This window comes from Cupriavidus gilardii (assembly GCF_008801915.1).
GTDB lineage: Bacteria > Pseudomonadota > Gammaproteobacteria > Burkholderiales > Burkholderiaceae > Cupriavidus > Cupriavidus gilardii.
Map to the genome: position 1 here is coordinate 1 of NZ_VZOV01000002.1, position 19,479 is coordinate 19,479.

The 19,479-nt window shown below is 69.6% G+C and carries 17 protein-coding genes and 1 pseudogene; 12 read left to right on the top strand and 6 right to left on the bottom strand.

Translation table 11 applies throughout. The annotated features are described in order from the left end of the window. The 8 genes and pseudogenes from F7Q96_RS26770 to F7Q96_RS02810 all read left to right on the top strand — a co-directional run. Positions 1-245, top strand: a pseudogene (locus F7Q96_RS26770) (hypothetical protein); the annotation flags it as partial. Positions 246-450: 205 nt separating this feature from the next. After that, on the top strand, positions 451-1,026 hold the full coding sequence (locus F7Q96_RS02780) for an RDD family protein (protein ID WP_212762988.1): 576 nt from the start codon (positions 451-453) through the stop codon (positions 1,024-1,026). Then, the gene (locus tag F7Q96_RS02785) at positions 1,023-2,054 is read left to right on the top strand and encodes an esterase/lipase family protein (protein ID WP_053821421.1); all 1,032 of its coding nucleotides are present in this window, start codon (positions 1,023-1,025) and stop codon (positions 2,052-2,054) included. Before F7Q96_RS02780 ends, F7Q96_RS02785 begins: the two co-directional genes overlap by 4 nt. A gap of 149 nt (positions 2,055-2,203) precedes the next feature. After that, positions 2,204-3,229 carry a UDP-2,3-diacylglucosamine diphosphatase gene (locus tag F7Q96_RS02790; protein ID WP_151022039.1) on the top strand — a complete coding sequence of 342 codons (1,026 nt, stop codon included), beginning with the start codon at positions 2,204-2,206 and terminating at the stop codon, positions 3,227-3,229. 69 nt (positions 3,230-3,298) lie between these two features. Continuing rightward, positions 3,299-4,414: a glycosyltransferase family 4 protein gene (locus tag F7Q96_RS02795; RefSeq protein WP_151022041.1), complete on the top strand. Its 1,116-nt coding sequence runs from the start codon at positions 3,299-3,301 to the stop codon at positions 4,412-4,414. Then, positions 4,335-4,814, top strand: coding sequence for a diacylglycerol kinase (locus F7Q96_RS02800; RefSeq protein WP_151022043.1), 480 nt, complete (start codon positions 4,335-4,337; stop codon positions 4,812-4,814). The genes F7Q96_RS02795 and F7Q96_RS02800 overlap by 80 nt, the downstream gene beginning before the upstream one ends. Positions 4,815-4,942: 128 nt before the next feature. Beyond that, on the top strand, positions 4,943-5,689 hold the full coding sequence (locus F7Q96_RS02805; RefSeq protein WP_053821418.1) for a TetR/AcrR family transcriptional regulator: 747 nt from the start codon (positions 4,943-4,945) through the stop codon (positions 5,687-5,689). Then, entirely contained in the window at positions 5,686-6,270 is a 585-nt protein-coding gene (locus tag F7Q96_RS02810; protein ID WP_151022044.1) for an LOG family protein, read from the top strand. Before F7Q96_RS02805 ends, F7Q96_RS02810 begins: the two co-directional genes overlap by 4 nt. Positions 6,271-6,276: 6 nt before the next feature. Here the strand turns inward: F7Q96_RS02810 and F7Q96_RS02815 are convergent, their stop codons facing one another. The 5 genes from F7Q96_RS02815 to F7Q96_RS02835 all read right to left on the bottom strand — a co-directional run bounded on the left by F7Q96_RS02815 (position 6,277) and on the right by F7Q96_RS02835 (position 12,108). Beyond that, positions 6,277-6,897, bottom strand: a complete 621-nt coding sequence (locus F7Q96_RS02815) for a DUF924 family protein (RefSeq protein ID WP_053821417.1) — start codon at positions 6,895-6,897, stop codon at positions 6,277-6,279. 109 nt (positions 6,898-7,006) lie between these two features. Continuing rightward, entirely contained in the window at positions 7,007-7,498 is a 492-nt protein-coding gene (locus F7Q96_RS02820; RefSeq protein ID WP_226994843.1) for a group II truncated hemoglobin, read from the bottom strand. A gap of 33 nt (positions 7,499-7,531) precedes the next feature. Further along, positions 7,532-10,222 carry an ABC transporter permease gene (locus F7Q96_RS02825; protein ID WP_151022046.1) on the bottom strand — a complete coding sequence of 897 codons (2,691 nt, stop codon included), beginning with the start codon at positions 10,220-10,222 and terminating at the stop codon, positions 7,532-7,534. Between the two features lie 53 nt (positions 10,223-10,275). Beyond that, positions 10,276-10,875 carry a DUF4126 domain-containing protein gene (locus F7Q96_RS02830; protein WP_053821415.1) on the bottom strand — a complete coding sequence of 200 codons (600 nt, stop codon included), beginning with the start codon at positions 10,873-10,875 and terminating at the stop codon, positions 10,276-10,278. Positions 10,876-11,016: 141 nt separating this feature from the next. Continuing rightward, positions 11,017-12,108 carry a substrate-binding domain-containing protein gene (locus F7Q96_RS02835; protein WP_053821414.1) on the bottom strand — a complete coding sequence of 364 codons (1,092 nt, stop codon included), beginning with the start codon at positions 12,106-12,108 and terminating at the stop codon, positions 11,017-11,019. Positions 12,109-12,272: 164 nt separating this feature from the next. Between F7Q96_RS02835 and F7Q96_RS02840 the strand changes: the two genes are divergently transcribed. Continuing rightward, positions 12,273-13,130 (top strand): ABC transporter substrate-binding protein, encoded by an 858-nt coding sequence (locus F7Q96_RS02840; protein WP_053821413.1) that lies wholly within the window; start codon positions 12,273-12,275, stop codon positions 13,128-13,130. A gap of 71 nt (positions 13,131-13,201) precedes the next feature. Here F7Q96_RS02840 and F7Q96_RS02845 read toward each other — a convergent pair whose 3' ends face one another. Beyond that, positions 13,202-14,152: a LysR substrate-binding domain-containing protein gene (locus tag F7Q96_RS02845; RefSeq protein ID WP_053821412.1), complete on the bottom strand. Its 951-nt coding sequence runs from the start codon at positions 14,150-14,152 to the stop codon at positions 13,202-13,204. A 268-nt stretch (positions 14,153-14,420) separates the two neighbouring features. Here F7Q96_RS02845 and xdhA point away from each other — a divergent pair, with 268 nt between their 5' ends. From xdhA to xdhC, 3 genes are read left to right on the top strand one after another with little or no spacing between them, the layout of a single operon-like run. Next, positions 14,421-15,932, top strand: coding sequence for a xanthine dehydrogenase small subunit (xdhA, locus tag F7Q96_RS02850; protein WP_151022048.1), 1,512 nt, complete (start codon positions 14,421-14,423; stop codon positions 15,930-15,932). A 17-nt stretch (positions 15,933-15,949) separates the two neighbouring features. Next, entirely contained in the window at positions 15,950-18,358 is a 2,409-nt protein-coding gene (xdhB, locus tag F7Q96_RS02855) for a xanthine dehydrogenase molybdopterin binding subunit (RefSeq protein ID WP_053821411.1), read from the top strand. 45 nt (positions 18,359-18,403) lie between these two features. Then, positions 18,404-19,474 (top strand): xanthine dehydrogenase accessory protein XdhC, encoded by a 1,071-nt coding sequence (xdhC, locus tag F7Q96_RS02860; RefSeq protein WP_053821410.1) that lies wholly within the window; start codon positions 18,404-18,406, stop codon positions 19,472-19,474. The last annotated feature ends 5 nt before the right edge of the window (positions 19,475-19,479 follow it).

Genomic DNA, 19,479 nt, shown 5'->3' on the forward strand with positions numbered 1-19,479 from the left:
CGGTACGGCCGATGCCGCACGCGACGGGCGCCGCCTCCGTGCCCGCCGCCGCGGCGAGCGCCGCGGCCGTACTGTCGGCCTCCGCCGCGCTGGTGCCAGGCGCCACCGCGGCCAGCGGCGCCGTTGTGGCGAGCCCCGGTGCCGGCATCCCGCTCGACGCCGCCAGCGCGACGGCCGCAGCCTCGACACCGGTCGCCGAGACCGCGCCGGCCGCCAATACCGACACCTTCTCCCGCGGCAACTGATCTGCGGAAACTGATTCGCGGCAACGGATCGACCCCGTCGACGCCTGCGGCCGCCCGAAGCCGCGCTGCCCTCTCCCCGCTCTCCCGTACCAACCGCCACGCCGCCGCGATGCAGCCCATGGCGACGCCTTTGGCATAATGCCGCTGCCCATCACGCCAGCGCGCGGCCTTTCCGCGCCTCGCCCCGACTCGTCCATGCCAGTCCATGTCCGCCAAGACCGCCACTGACGCCGCCGCACCGCGCCCCGCGCCGACCGCCTCCGCGCAGGTACCCGAGCAGGTCCCCACGCAGGCGCCTGCGATCCGCCGCCGCGTCGCCTGCATGCTGTACGAAGGCGTGCTGCTGTTCGGCGTGCTGAGCGCCTCCACCGCGCTCTATCTGCTGGCCCGGCCGCTGCTGCGGGAACTGCGCGTCGATACGCCGCTGACGATGCAGTTGTGGAGCTTCCTGGTGATGGGCCTCTATTTCTGCTGGTTCTGGCAGCGCACCGGCCAGACCCTGCCGATGCAGACCTGGCGCATCCGCGTCGAAGGCGCCGACGGCAAGCCGCCACGCTGGCCGCGCGCGGCGCTGCGCTATCTGCTGGCCTGGCTGTGGCTGCCGCCGTCGGCGGCGGCCGGCCATGCGCTGGGCCTCGTCAAGGGACCCTTCGTCGGCGTGCTGGCTTGCGGGCTGGCGATCTGGATATTGCTGACCTTCCTCGATCGGCGCCGCCAGTTCCTGCACGACCGGCTGGCGGGCACGCGGCTGGTCGACCTGCGGCCGCCGCGCCGGCCATGAAGCTGACCGCCACCGCGGTGCGGCGCATCGCCGTGGCGATGCAGCTCGGCGGGGTGTACGGTGTGGCGCTGGCGCTGGTCCGGCAGGCCGGCTGGCACTGGGGCGCGGCGCTGGCCGGGGGCATCGCCACCGTGCTGCTGCTGTTCGGGCTGTCGGTCGCGATGGCCTTCGCGATCTCGGTGGGCGGCACCGGCGCATCGGGTACCGGCACATCGGGTACCGGCGCATTCAGCGCCGGCATGCCGACGCTGCCGCCCGCACTGCAGGCGCATCGCACCGCCGCGCGGCTCGGTCCGCGGCAGGCGCTGCTCTGCTATCTGCGCGAATGCCTTGCGGTGTTCCGCATGTTCAACTGGCTGCAACCATTCCGCCATCGGCAGCCGCTGATGCCGGCCCGGCCGGACGCCGCCGCATCGCGCCCACCGGTGCTGCTGGTGCACGGCTACGGCTGCAACCGCGCGGTCTGGCTCGACCTGCAGCCGGCGCTGGCGGCGGCCGGCTACCGCTGCGAAGCGATCGACCTCGAGCCGATGCTGGCCGATATCGACGACTACGGCGACGCGCTGCTCACCGCAATCGAAGCACTGAACCGCTCCACCGGCCGCGCCCCGCTGCTGCTGTGCCACAGCATGGGCGGACTGGCCGCGCGCGCGGCGCTGGCCCGCGCCCGCCGCGAGGGCCGGCCCGCTGCCTGCGCGGGCATCGTCACGCTGGGCACGCCGCACCATGGCTGCACGCTGGCCAGCATCGGCAGCGGCGCCAATGCGCGCCAGATGCGTTGCGGCAACGACTGGCTGCAGGCGCTGGCGCGCAGCGAAAGCCCGCGCGATCGCGCCGCGATGGTGTCGATCTTCAGCTGGCACGATTCGATCGCCGGCCCGGCCGAAACCAGCTGGCTCGACGGCGCCCACAACGTGGCGCTGGCCGGCATCGGCCATGTCTCGCTGCTGCGCGACGCACGCGCCGTCGACGCGGTGCTGGCAGCGCTGGACCGTCTCGCGCACGCCCCGGCCGCGGCCGCTTCCTGATCCCCGGCTGATCGATTGCTGGCCCGCGGCATCGCCGCGCGAGCGGGCGCCCAACGTCTTTACGGTCGGTCACATGTCATTCATGTTTCCGTCATGGCGCCGTCATCGATGGCTGGCTCAATGCAGTCATCGCCGTCACCGGGGCCGCCATGGTCAGTCCACTCCGTTCCGCCCGGGCACATCTGGCCCGCGCCGCGCAGCGACTGCGCGGACGCTCCGACCCGATGCTGCCGCTGGCCGCCATTCCCGGCATGCCAGCCGCCTTCATGCCGCCCGGCCTGGACCGTGCGCCGACCACCGCCTTCCCCGCCGACACCGACCGCCCCGGCCAGCATGACCGGGGCGACCCGGTCCCCGCCGCTGCCCCGTCTCCCGAACCGCCCGAAGTCGAGCGCTACCGCGCGATCTGGCTGTCCGACATCCATCTGGGGACACCGGGCTGCCAGGCCGACTACCTGCTCGATTTCCTCAAGCACAACGAGTCCGACACGCTGTACCTGGTCGGCGACATCATCGACGGCTGGCAGCTGCGGCGCGGCTGGTACTGGCCGCAGAGCCACAACGACGTCGTGCAGAAGCTGCTGCGCAAGGCGCGCAAGGGCACCGAGGTCATCTACGTGCCGGGCAACCATGACGAGGTCGCGCGCCAGTTCGATGGCCTGGCCTTCGGCGACGTGGTGGTGCGCGAGGAAGCGGTGCACGTGACCGCCACCGGCCGGCGCCTGTGGGTCGTCCACGGCGACCTGTTCGACGGCGTGGTGCAGCACGCGCGCTGGCTCGCCTATCTGGGCGACACGCTGTACACGCTGATCCTCGCGCTGAACCGGCATTTCAACCGCATCCGCGCGCGGCTGGGCTTTCCGTACTGGTCGCTGTCGCAGTACCTGAAGCACCAGGTCAAGAACGCGGTCAACTACATCAGCTCGTTCGAACACGCGATGGTCGAGGAAGCGCGCCGGCGCGGCTGCGATGGCGTGGTCTGCGGCCATATCCACAAGGCCGAGATCCGCGAGGTCGACGGCCAGCTCTACTGCAACGATGGCGACTGGGTCGAGAGCCTGTCGGCGCTGGTCGAGACCGTCGAGGGCGAGCTGAAGATCGTCTACTGGACCACGCTGCGCGACCCCGCGCCGGCCGTCGCGCGCCGCACGCGCAAGAGCGCCGCGACGGCGTAACGCCGCGCCGCATTCCGACCGATCGCTGCTCGGCAACCGATACCGCGGCCGCTGCCGCAAGGACACACCATGAAAATCCTGATCGTGACCGATGCCTGGGAACCGCAGGTCAACGGCGTGGTCCGCACGCTGAAGTCGACCCGCCGCGAGCTGCAGGCGATGGGCCATACCGTGGAGCTGCTGACGCCGCTCGAATTCCGCACGGTGCCCTGCCCGACCTACCCGGAGATCCGCCTGTCGCTGCTGCCCGGCGCGGCGGTGCGCCGGCGCATCCGCGAGTTCGCGCCGGACGCGCTGCATATCGCCACCGAAGGCCCGCTCGGCCTGGCCGCACGCCGCCATGCGGTGCGCCAGAAGCTGCCGTTCACGACGGCCTACCACACCCGCTTTCCGGAATACGTGCAGGCGCGCTTCGGCATTCCGCTGGCCTGGACCTATCGCTTCCTGCGCTGGTTCCACGGTCCGGCCCAGGCGGTGATGGCGCCGACCCCGGTGGTGCTGCAGGACCTGCACCGCTTCGGCATCGAGCATGCAGTGCTGTGGACGCGCGGCGTCGATCTCGACGTGTTCGTGCCGCAGTCGGTCAACGTGCTGAACACCGCCCACCCGATCTTCCTCTACGTCGGCCGCGTCGCCGTCGAAAAGAATGTCGAGGCCTTCCTGTCGCTCGATCTGCCCGGATCCAAATGGGTGGTCGGCGACGGCCCGGCACTGCCCGCGCTGCGGGCCCGCTATCCGAACGCGAACTACCTGGGTGTGCTGAGCCAGCCCGAACTCGCCAAGGTGTATGCTTCGGCCGATGTCTTCGTGTTCCCGAGCCGCACCGATACGTTTGGGCTGGTGTTGCTCGAAGCGCTGGCCAGCGGTCTGCCGGTCGCGGCCTATCCGGTCACCGGCCCGATCGATGTACTGGGCGACAGCGACGCCGGCGTGATGCACGAGGATTTGCGCGAGGCCTGCCTCGAAGCGCTGCGCATCGACCGCGCCACCGCACGCGCGCACGCCGAACGCTTCTCGTGGCGCGCCGCGTCCGAACAGTTCCTCGCGCATCTGCGACCGCTGCACGGCATGCCGAACGGCCAGGCCGCGCGCCCCCGACAAGATCATGGCGAAACCCCCTCTTCCCTCCGACAACTCCGTGCCGAAGCCGACCTTGCCCCGCGAGAACGGCGACTACACGATTGAAGACAACCCCCACAAGGGCAACCGCGGCATCGCCCGCGCCTGGCGAGCCGCGGTCAATTCGCTGTCCGGCCTGCGCTATGCGGTGCTCGAGGAAAGCGCGTTCCGGCAGGAGCTGACGCTGGTCGCGGTGCTGACGCCGCTCGCCTTCCTGCTGCCGGTGACCTTGGTCGAACGGATCCTGCTGCTCGGCACGCTGCTGCTGGTGCTGATCGTCGAGCTGCTCAATTCCAGCGTCGAGGCGGCCGTCGACCGCATCTCGCTGGAGCGGCACGGCCTGTCCAAGCGGGCCAAGGACTTCGGCAGCGCGGCGGTGATGCTGGCGCTGGTGCTGTGCGGCGGCACCTGGCTGGCGATCGCCGCCCCGCATGTGGTGGGCTGGCTGCGCGCGCTGACCGGTTGAGCGGGGACCGCGGCGCCGGCGCGCCGCAGGGGCGCATGCGATGCCATTGCATATAATCGCAGTCCGTCCATTCGCAGTGCGCCGGTCCGTCTGTTTGCGGCCCGCGGCTGCCTAGCTTGTCCGGCCTCATGGAATCCAAACCCCAGACCGGTCCCCGCCGCACGCGGGACCGCATCCTCGATGTCTCGCTGCGCCTGTTCAACGAGGTCGGCGAGCCCAACGTGACCACCACCACCATCGCCGAGGCGATGGAAATCAGCCCCGGCAACCTGTACTACCACTTCCGCAACAAGGACGACATCATCACGTCGATCTTCGCGCGCTTCGAGCAGGAGATGGAGCGCCGGCTGAAGCTGCCCGACGACCACAAGCCCACGCTCGGCGAAAGCTGGGGCTACCTGCAGTACATGTCCGAGTTCCTGTGGAACTACCGCTTCCTGTACCGGGACATCAACGATCTGCTGGCCCGCAACCGGATGCTGGAGACCAACTTCAAGCGGATCGTCGAGCAGAAGAAGCGCTTCGCGCAGGAGATCTGCCGGCAGTTCCTCGACGACGGCGAGATGGAAGCCACGCCGGACCAGGTCGATGCGATCTGCACCAATATCGTCGTGGTCGCGACCTACTGGCTGTCGTTCCAGTTCGTGCAGCATCCGCGCCAGTACAACGACCCCGAGCAGATCCGCGGCTATCTGCACAGCGCCAGCTACCACATCTTCTCGATCCTCGCGCCCTATCTGCGCGGCAACGCGCGCCAGGCCTTCGATCAGCTGGCACGCGAGTTCGCCGCGGCCAAGGCGCAGACGGAACAATCGGGCCAGGCGAGCGCGCCGTCGCCCTCCCTCCCCAAACCCAGACAGGAAGGAAAGCAGTGAAATCGGTTTGCGTCTATTGCGGTTCGAGCCCCGGCAATCGTCCGGAATACGCGGAGGCGGCGCGGGCGATGGGCCGCGCGCTGGCCGACAAGGGCCTGGCGCTGGTCTACGGCGGCGGCAAGGTCGGCCTGATGGGCATGGTCGCCGATGCGGTGCTCGAGCATGGCGGCACCGCGATCGGCATCATTCCCGAGGCGCTGATGCACAAGGAGATCGGCCACGCCGGCCTGACCGAGCTGCACGTCGTGCGCAACATGCACGAGCGCAAGCAGATGATGGCCGACCGTGCCGACGCCTTCGTCGCGATGCCCGGCGGCATCGGCACCTACGAGGAACTGTTCGAGACGTTCACCTGGCTGCAGCTGGGCTATCACGCCAAGCCGGTCGGCGTGCTCAATGTCGCCGGCTTCTATGACGGCATGCTCGGCTTCCTGCGCCATGCGGTCGGCGAAGGCTTCCTGAAGCCCGAACACGCCGGCCTGCTGCGCGTGGCCGATACCCCGGACGGCATCCTCTCGTCGCTGGCCAACGTGCCGCAGCTGCGCGTCGACAAGTGGCAGCAGGCCCGCGACAAGACCTGATCGGATTCAGAAGGACGAGCCCGGCTGGCGCAGGAAGGCGACTTCCTCGTCGGTGCTGGGCCGGCCCAGTACCGCATTGCGATGCGGGAAGCGGCCGAAGCGTTCGATCACCACGCGGTGGCGTTCGGCCCATTCGACGACGTCGACGCGCCCCGCCGTATCCTCGCGCAGCGCGGTCATCAGTTCGACCGCCGCGTGCTGGGCGTCCAGCGCCTCGGCATGCTCGAACGGCATATAGCAGAACATCCGGTGATACGGCGTCGGCAGGCAGCGGTCGTCGCCGCGCTCGACCATCCGCCGGGCCAGCGCCAGCGCCTGCGCATCGGTGGCAAAGCTGCGCGGATCGCCGCGGAACATGTTGCGCGGGAACTGGTCGAGCAGCACGATGCGCGCGCAGACCGTTTCCGGCGCCAGCTCGGCGGTGTTCTCGACGAAGGCCGACCATCCATCGGTGCCCGCATGCGCGGCCTGCCACGCCGGCAGGAATTCGGCGCGCACGCGGGCATCGAACGCTTCGCTGCGCGTGAACCACATCGCCCGTTCGCGATCCCAGTCCGGCGAGTCCGGCGTGCCGAACCAGAACGCCAGGATGCGCGCGGCCAGATTGTTGTGATTGGTTTGGTCCATCGTTTCTCCTTGCTGCTGCCGTAGCGGCGCTCCCTGGCGGCTTCCCCCTGCCACATGCGGGAGAGGGAGCCGTTGCCGGCAGCGCGTCAGTGGCCGCGCTGGCGACGCATCATCGCGCCACGTTGCGCATCCAGTCGGCCGTCTGGAACAGCGCCTGCAGCAGCCGCATCTGCAGGTCCTCGGACAGGCCGACGTCCTGCATCGCCATCGCCATGCAGCGCATCCACTGGTCACGCTCGCTGATGCCGATCTCGAACGGCAGATGGCGCGCGCGCAGCCGCGGATGGCCGAAGCGTTCGATGAAATGGTTGGGCCCGCCCAGCCAGCCGCACAGGAACCAGAACAGCTTGTCGCGCGAGCCGTCCAGCGACGGCGGATGCAGCGCGCGCAGCCCGGCGAACTCCGGCTCCAGGTCCATCAGGTCGTAGAAGCGGTCGACCAGCTCGCGCACGCGCGCTTCGCCGCCGATCAGCTCGTAGGCGGTGGGCTGCGCCGCCTGTTCGGTGGCGTCGGTAGCGCCATCGGTGGCGCTGTCGGTGACCTTGTCATTGGCCTGCTGCTCGGCAGCGGTGTCGGCATTCTGCCGGGATACGTCGGACATGGCGGTTTGAATCAATGGAATCGGCTTGCCGGCTCAGGCCTCGCGCAGCGTCGCGAGCGCCGGCTGGCGCAGCACGTCGCGCAGGCCCAGCCAGCCGCCGGCAAAAGCGCACAGCATGCCAGAAACCACGCCGACCGGCACGATCCACGGATTGAGCGCATAGGAGAAGTCGAACACGAAGCGCGACAGCGCCCAGCCGACCGCGATCGCGCCGATGCTGGCCAGCAGCCCCGCCAGGCCGCCGACCACCAGGAATTCGGCGTACTGGGTCTGCTTGATGGTCGCCGCCGATGCGCCCAGCGCCTTCAGCAGTCCCGCGTCGCGGCGGCGCTCGTCGCGCGCGCCGGCCAGCGCGGCATAGAGCACGGTCACGCCCGCCGCCAGCGTGAAGGCGAACAGGAACTGCACCGCGGCGATGACCTGGTCCAGCACGCCCTGCACCTGCCGCAGGATCAGCTCGGTATTGACGATCGTGATGTTCGGAAAGCGCGCGCTCAGCGCATTGCCCAGCGATGCCTGCTCGGGCTTCAGATGGAACGCGGTGATATAGGTCTCCGGCAGTCCCTGCATCATCGACGGCGGCAGGATCACGAAGAAATTGACGCGCATCGAGCTCCAGTCCAGCTTGCGCAGCGAGGTCACCGGCGCCTCGATCTGCTGGCCCGCCACGTCGAAGCGCAGCGTATCGCCGAGCTTCACGCCCAGCGTCCTGGCGATGCCCTCCTCCATCGACGCCTCGGGCCGCTTGCCGTCGAACCAGCGGCCGGCTACCACGCGGTTGCCCTCGGGCAGCGCATCGGTATAGGACAGGTTGAATTCGCGCTCGACCAGATTGCGCGCGCGGCCCTCCTCGTAGCGCGAGGCCTGCACCGGCTCGCCGCCGATATGCGTCAGCCGGCCGCGCACCATCGGATAGAGCAGATCGTCGATGCCGTCGCGCGCCAGCATCTGCCGCAGCGGCTCGCGCTGGTCCGGCTGGATATTGATGATGAAGCGGTTCGGCGCGTCGGCCGGAGTGGCGTTGCGCCACGAATCGATCAGGTCGTTGCGCGTCATGCCCAGCAGCAGCAACGCCATCAGCCCGACCGCCAGCGCCACCGTCTGCAGCACCGTGACCGCGCGGCGGCGCTCCAGCACCGCCAGCGCAAAGCGCCATCCCACCGCCCGGCCGGCCGCCTTGCCGCCGACCAGCCGGCCGCGCACCAGCCGCGCCAGCAGCGTCAGCAGGCCCAGCGCCAGCAGCGCGAACACCACGCCGGCGCCGGCGAAGCCGCCCGCGGTCAGCAGCCCCAGCTTCAGGTCGCGCGCCGCCACCAGCAGCAGCGAGACGAAGGCGCCCAACCCCAGCGCATAGGCGATCCAGACCGAAATCGGCGGCATGCCGACGTCGCGGCGCAGCACCCGCAGCGGCGCGACCCGCGTAAGCGCCAGCAGCGGCGGCAACGCAAAGCCGACCAGCAGCACCAGCCCGGACAGCAGGCCGACAACAGCCGGCAGCGCGGACGGCTGTGGTAGCGACACGGTCAGCAGGTCACCGAGCGACAGCAGCAACCCGTAGTGGCCGAGATAGCCGAGCACGACGCCCAGCGCGGCGCCGAGCACGCCGACCAGCAGGAATTCGAGTCCGAACGCCAGCAGGATCTCTCGGCGCGACAGCCCCAGGCACTTGTAGATCGCGCAGGCGTCGGTATGGCGCTGCATATAGCGTCGCGCCGACATCGCGATCGCCACCGCGGCGATCATCGACGACAGCACCGCGACCAGCGACAGGAAGCGCTCGGCCCGGTCCAGTGTGGCGCGCATCTGCGGCTGGCCCGAGTCCAGCGACTCGACGCGCGTATTGCGCAGCCCCCGCCGCTCGATCTCGGCCTGTGCCCACTGCCGATAGGCGGCGCCCGCCGCCTCCGGCCCGGCGACCAGCAGCCGGTAGCTGACGCGGCTGCCCCAGCCGATCAGGCCGGTCGCTTCCAGGTCGGACAGCGGCAGCATCACGCGCGGCGCGAAGTTCATGAAGCCGCCGCCGCGGTCCAGCTCCTGCGTGATGATCCGCTCGATCCGGAAACTGCGGCTGCCCAGCCGCAGCGTGTCGCCGATCTGCACGCCGAGCGCGCCGAGCAGCGCCTCGTCGACCCATACCGTGCCGGCTGCCGGGATGCCGCCGGCCGGCTGCCCCGGCGCGCCGGGCGCGGTGGCGGTCTTCAGCGTGCCGCGCAGCGGATAGCCGGCGCTGACCGCCTTCAGGGCGGCGAGCTGGCTGGCCGGCGCGTCGTCCTCGGCGGGCGCGGCACCGGCCTGGCCGGCGTTCGGGTTGTCCGCACGCTCGGCAGTCTCGCCGCCGTTCGGCCTGTCTGCCGGGCGGGCGACGGTCGCCATGCTCGGAAAGGTGACCGTCTGCGCGACGGACAGGCCCTGCGCCGCCGCCTGCGCCGCGAAGGCTGCATCGAACGGCTGGTCCGCCACCAGCAGCACGTCGGCGCCGATCAGTTGGCGGGCATCGCGCTCCAGCCCCTGCCGCATCCGGTCGGACAGGAAGCCGACGCTGGCCAGCGCCGCGACCGCCAGCACCAGCGCGAACAGCAGCAGCGTCAGCTCGCCGGCGCGCCAGTCGCGCCGTGCCATCCGCCACGCCTGGGCCCACGGCGAGAAACGCGCTCCGGCATGGGGAACGGCGACGGGGCGCACCAGCGCAGGGGCGGTGGGATCCGCGGCGGAATCGGTCGGCATGATGTCGTGGTCAGGGGTGCTCGTGTTGGGGCAGCGGACGCTGCCGATCCCGGTCAGTACGTGGCGGGCGGCCCGCCCTTGCGGGTCAGCGTGCCATGCAGCTTGCGCACGCCGCGCCACAGCTTGGGCAGCAGCCACAGCGCCAGCAGCAGGCTGATCGCCAGCAGTACGAAGAACAGCACCGGCAGGAAGAACGCCAGCAACAGGCTGCCGGTGGCGGTCACATCCTCGGTGAATGAGGCCGCCCAATTCGAAAAGGGTTCCGGCGACACATTGATCAGCGCTCGGGTGCCGGCCTTGGCGGCATGCGCGGTACCGGCCAGCGTGCCGCCGATCAGGCCGGCGACCACCATCCACTGCGGATCGAGATTGCCGAACGCGGCCGCCGCCAGGATCGCGCCGGCGGGAATGCGCACGAAGGTATGGATGCCGTCCCAGACCGAATCGAAGCCCGGGACCTTGTCGGCGACGAATTCCGCCAGCGCCAGCACGGCGGCCACGCCGATGACCCAGTTCGACGCCAGCGGCTGCAGCCCGGCCGGCAGATCGAGCCAGCCCATGCGGGCCAGCAGGCCGGCGGCCAGCACGGCCAGGTAGAGACGAAAGCCGCTGGCCCAGGACATGCCGGCGGCCAGCGCGGCGGTTTCCAGCATCGGGACGCCCTCGCAGAGTCGCGGCCGGCGGCGCCGGCCATGGGCGCAGTGTAATACGGGTGTCGTCCCGGGCTGCCCGAAGGTCCGCGGTCTTGCCCCGGTCTTGCCCCGGTCTTGCCCTGATCTCGCCCTGGTCTCGCCCTACTCGCGCCCGTCGACCCCGTACCAGGGCAGCACCTGCTCCGGGGCCAGCAGCCCGCGCTGCTCGACCAGCGTATAGCCGGGCAGCGCGGTAATGCGGGCGGCGATCGCCGGGTCGGCCAGCAGCGCCAGCAATGCATGGACCCACGGCGCGAACTGGTCGGCCTTGCGCAGCGCCAGATAGTAGACCTCGCGCGTCAGCGGCACGAAGGCCAGGCCGTGCGCCTCGGCATTGACGCGCAGGCCGAAGCCGACTTCGGCGCGGCCGGCATGCACCGCCTCGGCAACCTTCTCGTTGCTGAACTCGGGCTCGTCATAGCCGACCACCTGGTCGGCATACAGTCCATGCGCCGCCAGCAGCTGGTCGAACAGCAGCCGCGTGCCCGAGCTGCGCTGCCGGTTGACGAAGCGCGCCTGCGTGCGGACCAGATCGCGCAGCTCGCGGATTTCGCGCGCCCGCGACGGCGCGACGATCAGCCCCTGCTCGCGCGAGGCCACCGGGATCAGCCGCACCGCGGACGGGCGCAGCCATTTGCGCAGCGTCACGTGCGCGACCGATCCGGCGGTCTGGATCGGCGCGACATAGAAGCCCGCCAGCTCGGCCTGCCGCTCGTGCAGGCAGATCAGGCCCTCGACGCTGCCGCAGAACACGGTGTCGAGCTGCAGCCCCTCCGGCTGCTCGTTCAGGGCCGCGGCCAGCACCTCCATCGCGGGATCGTGACTGCCGGAGAAATGGATGCGGGTCTGTGGCCGGGCGGCGTCGTCCAGTTCCGCGGCGAACTCGGCCAGCGCCTTGCGCACCGCCGGATCGACCGCCTCGCGCAGCTTGCCCTCGGCCCGCAGCAGGCGCTCGCCGAACCGGGTCAGCGAGGCGCCGCGACCGCGTTCCATATCCAGCATGCTGCGCCCGAGCAACGCCTCCCAGTCACGCATCACGCCCCAGGCATGCCGGTACGACAGCCCGACCTTGGCGGCGGCGCGATGCAGCGAGCCGGTCTCGCGCACCGCCTGCAGCAGCAGGAACACCTTGCCGTTGGCACGCGGATTGTCGTCCGCCGATACCACCGGAAACAGTTCGAATTGGAATGTCATATGTTCCGCTGTTCTTATTTACTTTGTTCTTGGAGTGCCGAGACAATCATGGCGCCCGTACAAGCTTGCGCAGATTAGCGGAAGCTTCGGATGTTGCGCATTGTCACCGAAGCCGATGGGCGCACGCAATTATGTTCTGACAAACATAACTAGAGGAATTCCACATGCCGTCTCCCCTCCTGGGTCGCCCCTCCCGCGCGCTGCCGCGCCTGCTCGCCGCCGCCCTGCTATCCGCCGCCTCGCTGCTCGGGACCGGCAGCGTCTTCGCCGGCGAACTGAAGCTGGCGACCACCACCAGTACCGAAAACTCCGGCCTGCTCAAGACCCTGCTGCCCCGCTTCGAGCGCGACAGCGGCGTCACCGTCAAGGTGATCGCGGTCGGATCCGGCAAGGCGATGAAGATGGGCGAAATGGGCGACGTCGACGTGCTGCTGGTGCATGCGCGCAAGATGGAGGATGCCTTCGTGGCGGCGGGCCACGGCATCGACCGGCGCGACGTGATGTACAACGATTTCATCGTGGTCGGTCCGTCGGCGGATCCGGCGAAGATTGCGGGCAGCAAGGACGTGATCGCCAGCTTCCGCAAGATCGCCGCCAGCGGCGTCAAGTTCATCTCGCGTGGCGACAACTCGGGCACCGACGTGATGGAGAAGTCGTACTGGAAGGAGGCCGGCATCGAGCCCAAGGGCCAGGCCTGGTACGTCAACGCCGGGCTCGGCATGGGCGAGGTGCTGACGATGGCAGCGCAAATGCCCGGCTATACGCTGTCCGACCGTGCCACCTATGGCGCGTATCGCGCGAAGACTGGACTGGCCATCGCGGTGCAAGGCGATCCGAAGATGTTCAACCCCTACGGCATCATCGCGGTCAATCCGGCCCGGCATGCCGGCGTCAACTACTCCGATGCGCGCAAGCTGATCGAGTGGATCACGTCGAAGGCGGGGCAGGACGCCATCGCCAGCTACAAGGTCGACGGCGAACAGCTGTTCTTCCCCAGCTACAAGGAAAAGGCGGGCTCCTGATCCGCGGCCGGAAGCAACGGCAGCAACAACCGCAGCAACAACAGCAGCAGCCGCGGCCGTGCCTTGCCGTGTCAGGGCTCGGCCGGGATCTCCAGCCGCGGCAGCAGCGGCAGATCGGCTGCCACCTCGGCGATCATCCGGCGCAGCCACAGCACGTCCGGCGCGGCGTGGCAGCGCTCGTGCCATAGCTGGTAGAAGCGCATCCGCGGGAACGCCACCGGCGCCGGCACCATCCGGATCGGCAGGTACTGCGCATAGTGCGCGGCGAACTGACGGCCGGTGGTGAACACCATGTCGGTCTTCATCAGCACATAGGGCACCAGCCCGAAATACGGCAGCGTGACCTGGATCCGCCGCTTGTAGCCCTGCTCCGCCAGCGCCTGGTCGATCATGCTGCGCTGCATCGACGCATACGGCGCCGGCGCCAGATGCGGCATCTCCAGATAGTGCTTCAGCGACAGCCCCTTCTTCGCCAGCGGATGCTGGGCGCCAAGCATGCAGACCACCTCGTCCTCGAACAGCGGCGAGATATGCAGATGCTCGGGGGGCGACAGCCAGTTACCGACCACGATATCCAGCTTGCCCTGCTCGAGCTCCTCCAGGAAATCCGTGGCGCTGGTCAGCGGATGGACGAACAGCTTCGCGCCCGGCGCCAGCCGACGCACCCGCTCGACGATATTGGGCAGGAAGAAGGCGTCCAGATAATCGGGCGCCCCCAGATGGAAGGTCCGGTCGGTCGTGGCCGGATCGAACTGCTGCGGGGGCCGCGCGATGCGGTCCATCGCGGCCAGGCTTTGTTCGGCGAGCTCGAGCAGCTCGCGGCCGCGCTCGGTCGGCACCATGCCGCTCTTGCCGCGCACCAGGATCGCGTCGCCGGTGATCTCGCGCAGCCGCTTCAGCGTATTGCTGATGGCCGGCTGCGACTGCCCCATCCGCACCGCGGTGCGCGTGACGCTCTGCTCGGTCAGCAGGGTGTGCAAAACCCGAAGCAGATAGGTGTCCAGATGGTCGCGTCCGTGCATGGTGAATTCGTCCGGCCTGATAAGCCTGCGGGCCGGTGGCGTGGGGATAAGGATCGGCGCATAGTGTATGCCAGTCCCCCTGGCAGCGGTCAATTCGGCGCAAACCCGCGGAATGCCACCGGTTTTCGTGCGCCACGGCACATTTGGGGGGCGCGCCGGCGGTGCCGCGGGTGACCGGGGCGTCATGATGGGGCATATCACCTGGGCCGAATATTGCTACTCGGCGCGAGTGCTATGTTTGTCCCCATCGCAAGGAGATAAAACGACCATGGAGACACAACCCATCCGCTTCTATCATCGCGGCCAGGTTCAGCAGGTCACCGACGCCCCGATCACCCGCACCGTGCTGCAATACCTGCGCGAGGACGCGCGTTGCACCGGCACCAAGGAAGGCTGTGCCGAAGGCGACTGCGGTGCCTGCACCGTGGTCATCGGCGAACTGCAGCAGGATGGCGAACTGAGCTTCAAGGCCGTCAACTCCTGCATCCAGTTCCTGCCCACGCTGGACGGCAAGGCGCTGATCACGGTCGAGGACCTGCGCCAGGCCGACGGCTCGCTGCATCCGGTGCAGGAAGCGATGGTCGAATGCCACGGCTCGCAATGCGGCTTCTGCACGCCGGGCTTCGTGATGTCGCTGTGGGCGCTGTACCAGCAGCACCAGCCGGGCGGCCCCGCGCCGGACCGCCAGACCATCTGCGACGCGCTGACCGGCAATCTGTGCCGCTGCACCGGCTACCGGCCGATCATCGAGGCCGGCCAGCGCATGATGTCGCTGCCGGCGCCGCATGCCAGCCGGCTCGAGCCGAAGGCGATCGCCAGCGCGCTGCGCACGCTGATGCGCGAGGACACCTTCCACTATCGCGATCCGTCGGGCGCTCTCTTCCATGCGCCGCGCACCGCGTCGGCCTTCGCCGCGCTGAAGGCGGCGGAACCGTCGGCACGCATCCTGGCCGGCAGCACCGACGTGGGGCTGTGGGTCACCAAGCAGTTCCGCGAGCTTGGCAATCTGCTTTATGTGGGACAGGTCGAGGACCTGCAGCATGTCGTCGAGCACGACGGCGTCATCGAGATCGGCGCAGCCGTCTCGCTGGAGCGCGCCTACGCCGCGCTGAACCAGGCCCATCCCGAACTCGAAGAGCTGTGGAAGCGCTTCGCCTCGCTGCCGATCCGCAATGCCGGCACGCTGGGCGGCAATATCGCCAACGGCTCGCCGATCGGCGACTCGATGCCGGCGCTGATCGCGCTCGGGGCCGAGGTCGTGCTGCAGCATCGCGACACGCGCCGCACGCTGCCGCTCGAGGACCTGTACCTGGCCTACCAGAAGACCGCGATGGCCGAGGGCGAATTCGTCGCGGCGCTGCGGGTGCCGGTGTCCGGGCCCCAGCACTTCCGTACCTACAAGCTGTCCAAACGGTTTGACGAGGACATCTCGGCGGTCTGCGCCGCCTTCGGCATCACCATCGCCGACGGCGTGGTGCGCCAGGCCCGCATCGCCTTCGGCGGCATGGCGGCCACGCCCAAGCGCGCGGCCCACGCCGAGGTCGCGCTGCTCGGCCAGCGCTGGGACGAAGCCACCGTCAAGGCCGCGATGGCCGCGCTGTCGCAGGACTACACGCCGCTGACCGATATGCGCGCCACCGCCGAATATCGCGCCCGCGGCGCCGCGAATCTGCTGTACCGCTTCTGGCTGGAAACGCGCGACGATGCGCTGCCGGCCGCCGCCGTCAACGTACGGGCGCCCGGCGCGGGCAGCGTGCCGGCCACCGCGATCACCGCTTAAGAAAAGGAGCGATCGGCATGAACAAGCAAACCGAAGCCTTCCTGCTCGACACCGGTGTCGCCAACGGCGGTGCGCCGGTCGCGGCGGACTTCAGCGGCGGCGACCTCGCCGCCCATATCGCGGCGGAGGCGCCGCCGCAGATCGGCGTGTCGCGCCCGCACGAGTCCGCGCATCTGCATGTGGCCGGCACGGCCACCTATACCGACGACATTCCCGAACTCGCCGGCACGCTGCACGCCGCGCTCGGCATCAGCGCCCGCGCCCACGCCCGCATCCGTTCGATCGCGCTGGACAAGGTGCGCGCCGCGCCCGGCGTCGTCGCGGTGCTGACCGCGCAGGACATCCCCGGCGTCAACGACTGCGGCCCGATCGTCCACGACGATCCGATCCTGGCCAGCGACACCGTGCAGTTCGTCGGCCAGCCGATCTTCATCGTGGTGGCGTCCTCGCACGATGCCGCGCGCCGCGCCGCACGCCTGGCCGCGATCGACTACGAGGACCTGCCGCCGATCCTGTCGCCGCAGGCCGCGCACGAGGCGCGCAGCTACGTGCTGCCGCCGATGCATCTGGAGCGCGGCCAGCCGCGCCAGCAGCTGGGCACGGCCGCGCATCGCGACAAGGGCCATATCCGCCTTGGCGGCCAGGAGCAGTTTTATCTGGAAGGCCAGATCGCCTATGCGGCGCCGAAGGAAAACGACGGCATGCACGTCTGGTGTTCGACCCAGCATCCGACCGAGATGCAGCACGCGGTCGCCCACGTGCTCGGCTGGCAGGTACACCAGGTGCTGGTCGAATGCCGGCGCATGGGCGGCGGCTTCGGCGGCAAGGAATCGCAGTCCGCGCTGTTCGCCTGCTGCGCGGCGCTGGCCGCGTGGAAGCTGATGTGCCCGGTCAAGCTGCGTCCGGACCGCGACGACGACATGATGATCACCGGCAAGCGCCACGACTTCGTGTTCGACTACGAGGTCGGGCATGATCCGCGAGGCCGCATCGAGGCGGTCGCGGTCCAGATGGTGTCGCGTGCCGGCTTCTCCGCCGACCTGTCCGGCCCGGTGATGACGCGCGCGATCTGCCACTTCGACAATGCCTACTGGCTGCCGCACGTGCAGATCGACGGCTACTGCGGCAAGACCAATACGCAGAGCAATACCGCGTTCCGCGGCTTCGGCGGTCCGCAGGGCGCCTTCGCGATCGAGTACATCCTCGACAATATCGCGCGCACCGTCGGCCGCGACGCGCTGGACGTGCGCCGCGACAACCTGTACGGCAAGACCGAGCGCAACGTGACGCCGTACGGCCAGACCGTCGAGGACAACGTCATCCACGAGCTGCTGGACCAGCTCGAAGCCAGCAGCGACTACCGCGCCCGGCGCGAGGCCACGCGCGCGTTCAACGCGGCCAGCCCGGTGCTGAAGAAGGGCATCGCGATCACGCCGGTCAAGTTCGGCATCTCGTTCAACGTCGCGCACTTCAATCAGGCCGGCGCGCTGGTGCACGTCTATAACGACGGTTCGGTGCTGGTCAATCACGGCGGCACCGAGATGGGCCAGGGGCTGAACACCAAGGTGGCGATGGTGGTCGCGCACGAGCTCGGCATCCGGCTCGAACGCGTGCGCGTGACCGCGACCGACACCAGCAAGGTCGCCAATACGTCGGCGACCGCGGCCTCGACCGGCACCGACCTGAACGGCAAGGCCGCGCAGGACGCGGCGCGCCAGATCCGCGAGCGGCTGGCCGCCTTCGCGGCGCGCCAGGCCGGCGTCGATCCGTCCACGGTGCGCTTCGGCGACGACCTGGTGGTCGCGGGCGAGCTGCGCCTGCGCTTCGACGAGCTGGCGCGCCAGGCCTACGTCGCACGCGTGCAGCTGTGGTCCGACGGCTTCTACGCCACGCCCAAGCTGCATTGGGACCAGAGCAAGCTGCAGGGCCGGCCGTTCTACTACTACGCCTACGGCGCGGCCTGCTCCGAAGTGCTGGTCGACACGCTGACCGGCGAATTCCGGCTGCTGCGCGCGGACGTGCTGCACGACGTCGGCCGCTCGCTGAACCCGGCGATCGACATCGGCCAGGTCGAGGGCGGCTTCATCCAGGGCATGGGCTGGCTGACCACCGAGGAGCTGTGGTGGAACAAGGACGGCAAGCTGATGACGCATGCGCCGTCGACCTACAAGATCCCGACCGTCAACGACTGTCCGGAAGCGTTCAACGTGCGGCTGTTCGAGAACCGCAACGCCGAGGACAGCATCCACCGCTCGAAGGCGGTCGGCGAGCCGCCGCTGCTGCTGCCGTTCTCGGTGTTCTTCGCGATCCGCGATGCCATCGCCAGCCTGGGCGGCTATCGCATCAACCCGCCGCTCGATGCGCCGGCGACCAGCGAGGCGATCCTGAACGCGGCCGATGCCGTGCGTCAGGCCGCTGCGGCCTGACGCCGTCACGCGCAATCCGTCGAAGGCCAACATTCGGACGCGATCATGCAGGACGCCCCGCTCAAGCCCTTCCGCTTTGCCGACGCCGCCGCGCTGGTGCGCGCCGGCGTGCCGGTCGCGATGGTCACCATCGTCGAGGTCAAGGGCTCCGCGCCGCGCGAGCCCGGCATCCGCATGCTGGTGACCGGCGACGACCTGATCGGCACGATCGGCGGCGGCCATCTGGAATGGCGCGGCATGGCGATCGCGCGCGAGATGCTGGACGCGGCAGCGCAAGGCGAGGCCGCGTCGCTTGCGCCCGATGCCACGCGCCGCGTCGTGCGGATTCCGCTCGGACCGGCGCTGGGCCAGTGCTGCGGCGGCGTGGTGCAGCTCGCCTTCGAGCGGCTCGGCCCGGCCGATCTCGAGTGGCTGGACGCGGTGGAAGCGGCCTTTGCCGCGCGCCGCACCGTCACGCGCGCGGTGCCGGCCGCCGGCCCCGTCCGCCATGCGATCGACCGCACGCCACTGCCGACGCTGCCCGCCGTCACGCTGCACGAGGACGGCAGCTGGACCGACCTGCTGGCCCCGGACGAGATGCATGTGGTGCTGTTCGGCGCCGGCCATGTCGGCCACGCACTGGTCAAGGTGCTGGGCACGCTGCCGTGCACGGTCCATTGGGTCGACGAGCGCGACACGCTGTTTCCTGCCGGCCTGCCCGGCAACGTGGTGGCCGAAGCCACCGACACGGCCGAGGCGGTGGTCGACGAAGCCCCGCCCGGCAGCTACTTCCTGGTCATGACGCATAGCCACGCGCTGGACCAGGCGCTGTGCGAACGGATCCTGCGGCGCACCGACTTCGCCTACTTCGGGTTGATCGGCTCGAAGACCAAGCGCGCCCGCTTCGAACACCGGATGGTCGAGCATGGCATCGACCCGGCTGCCTTTGTACGGATGACCTGCCCGATCGGCGTCGCGGGCATCACCGACAAGGCTCCGGCTATGATTGCAGTTGCCATCGTCGCCCAGCTGCTGCAAGTGCGCGATCGGCGCCTGGCGGCGCTGCGCGCCGGCGCACCGGCAACGCAGCGCGACGGCGGGCAGCCGGGCGGCAGCGAAAGCCCCGCCCACCGGTAACCGCG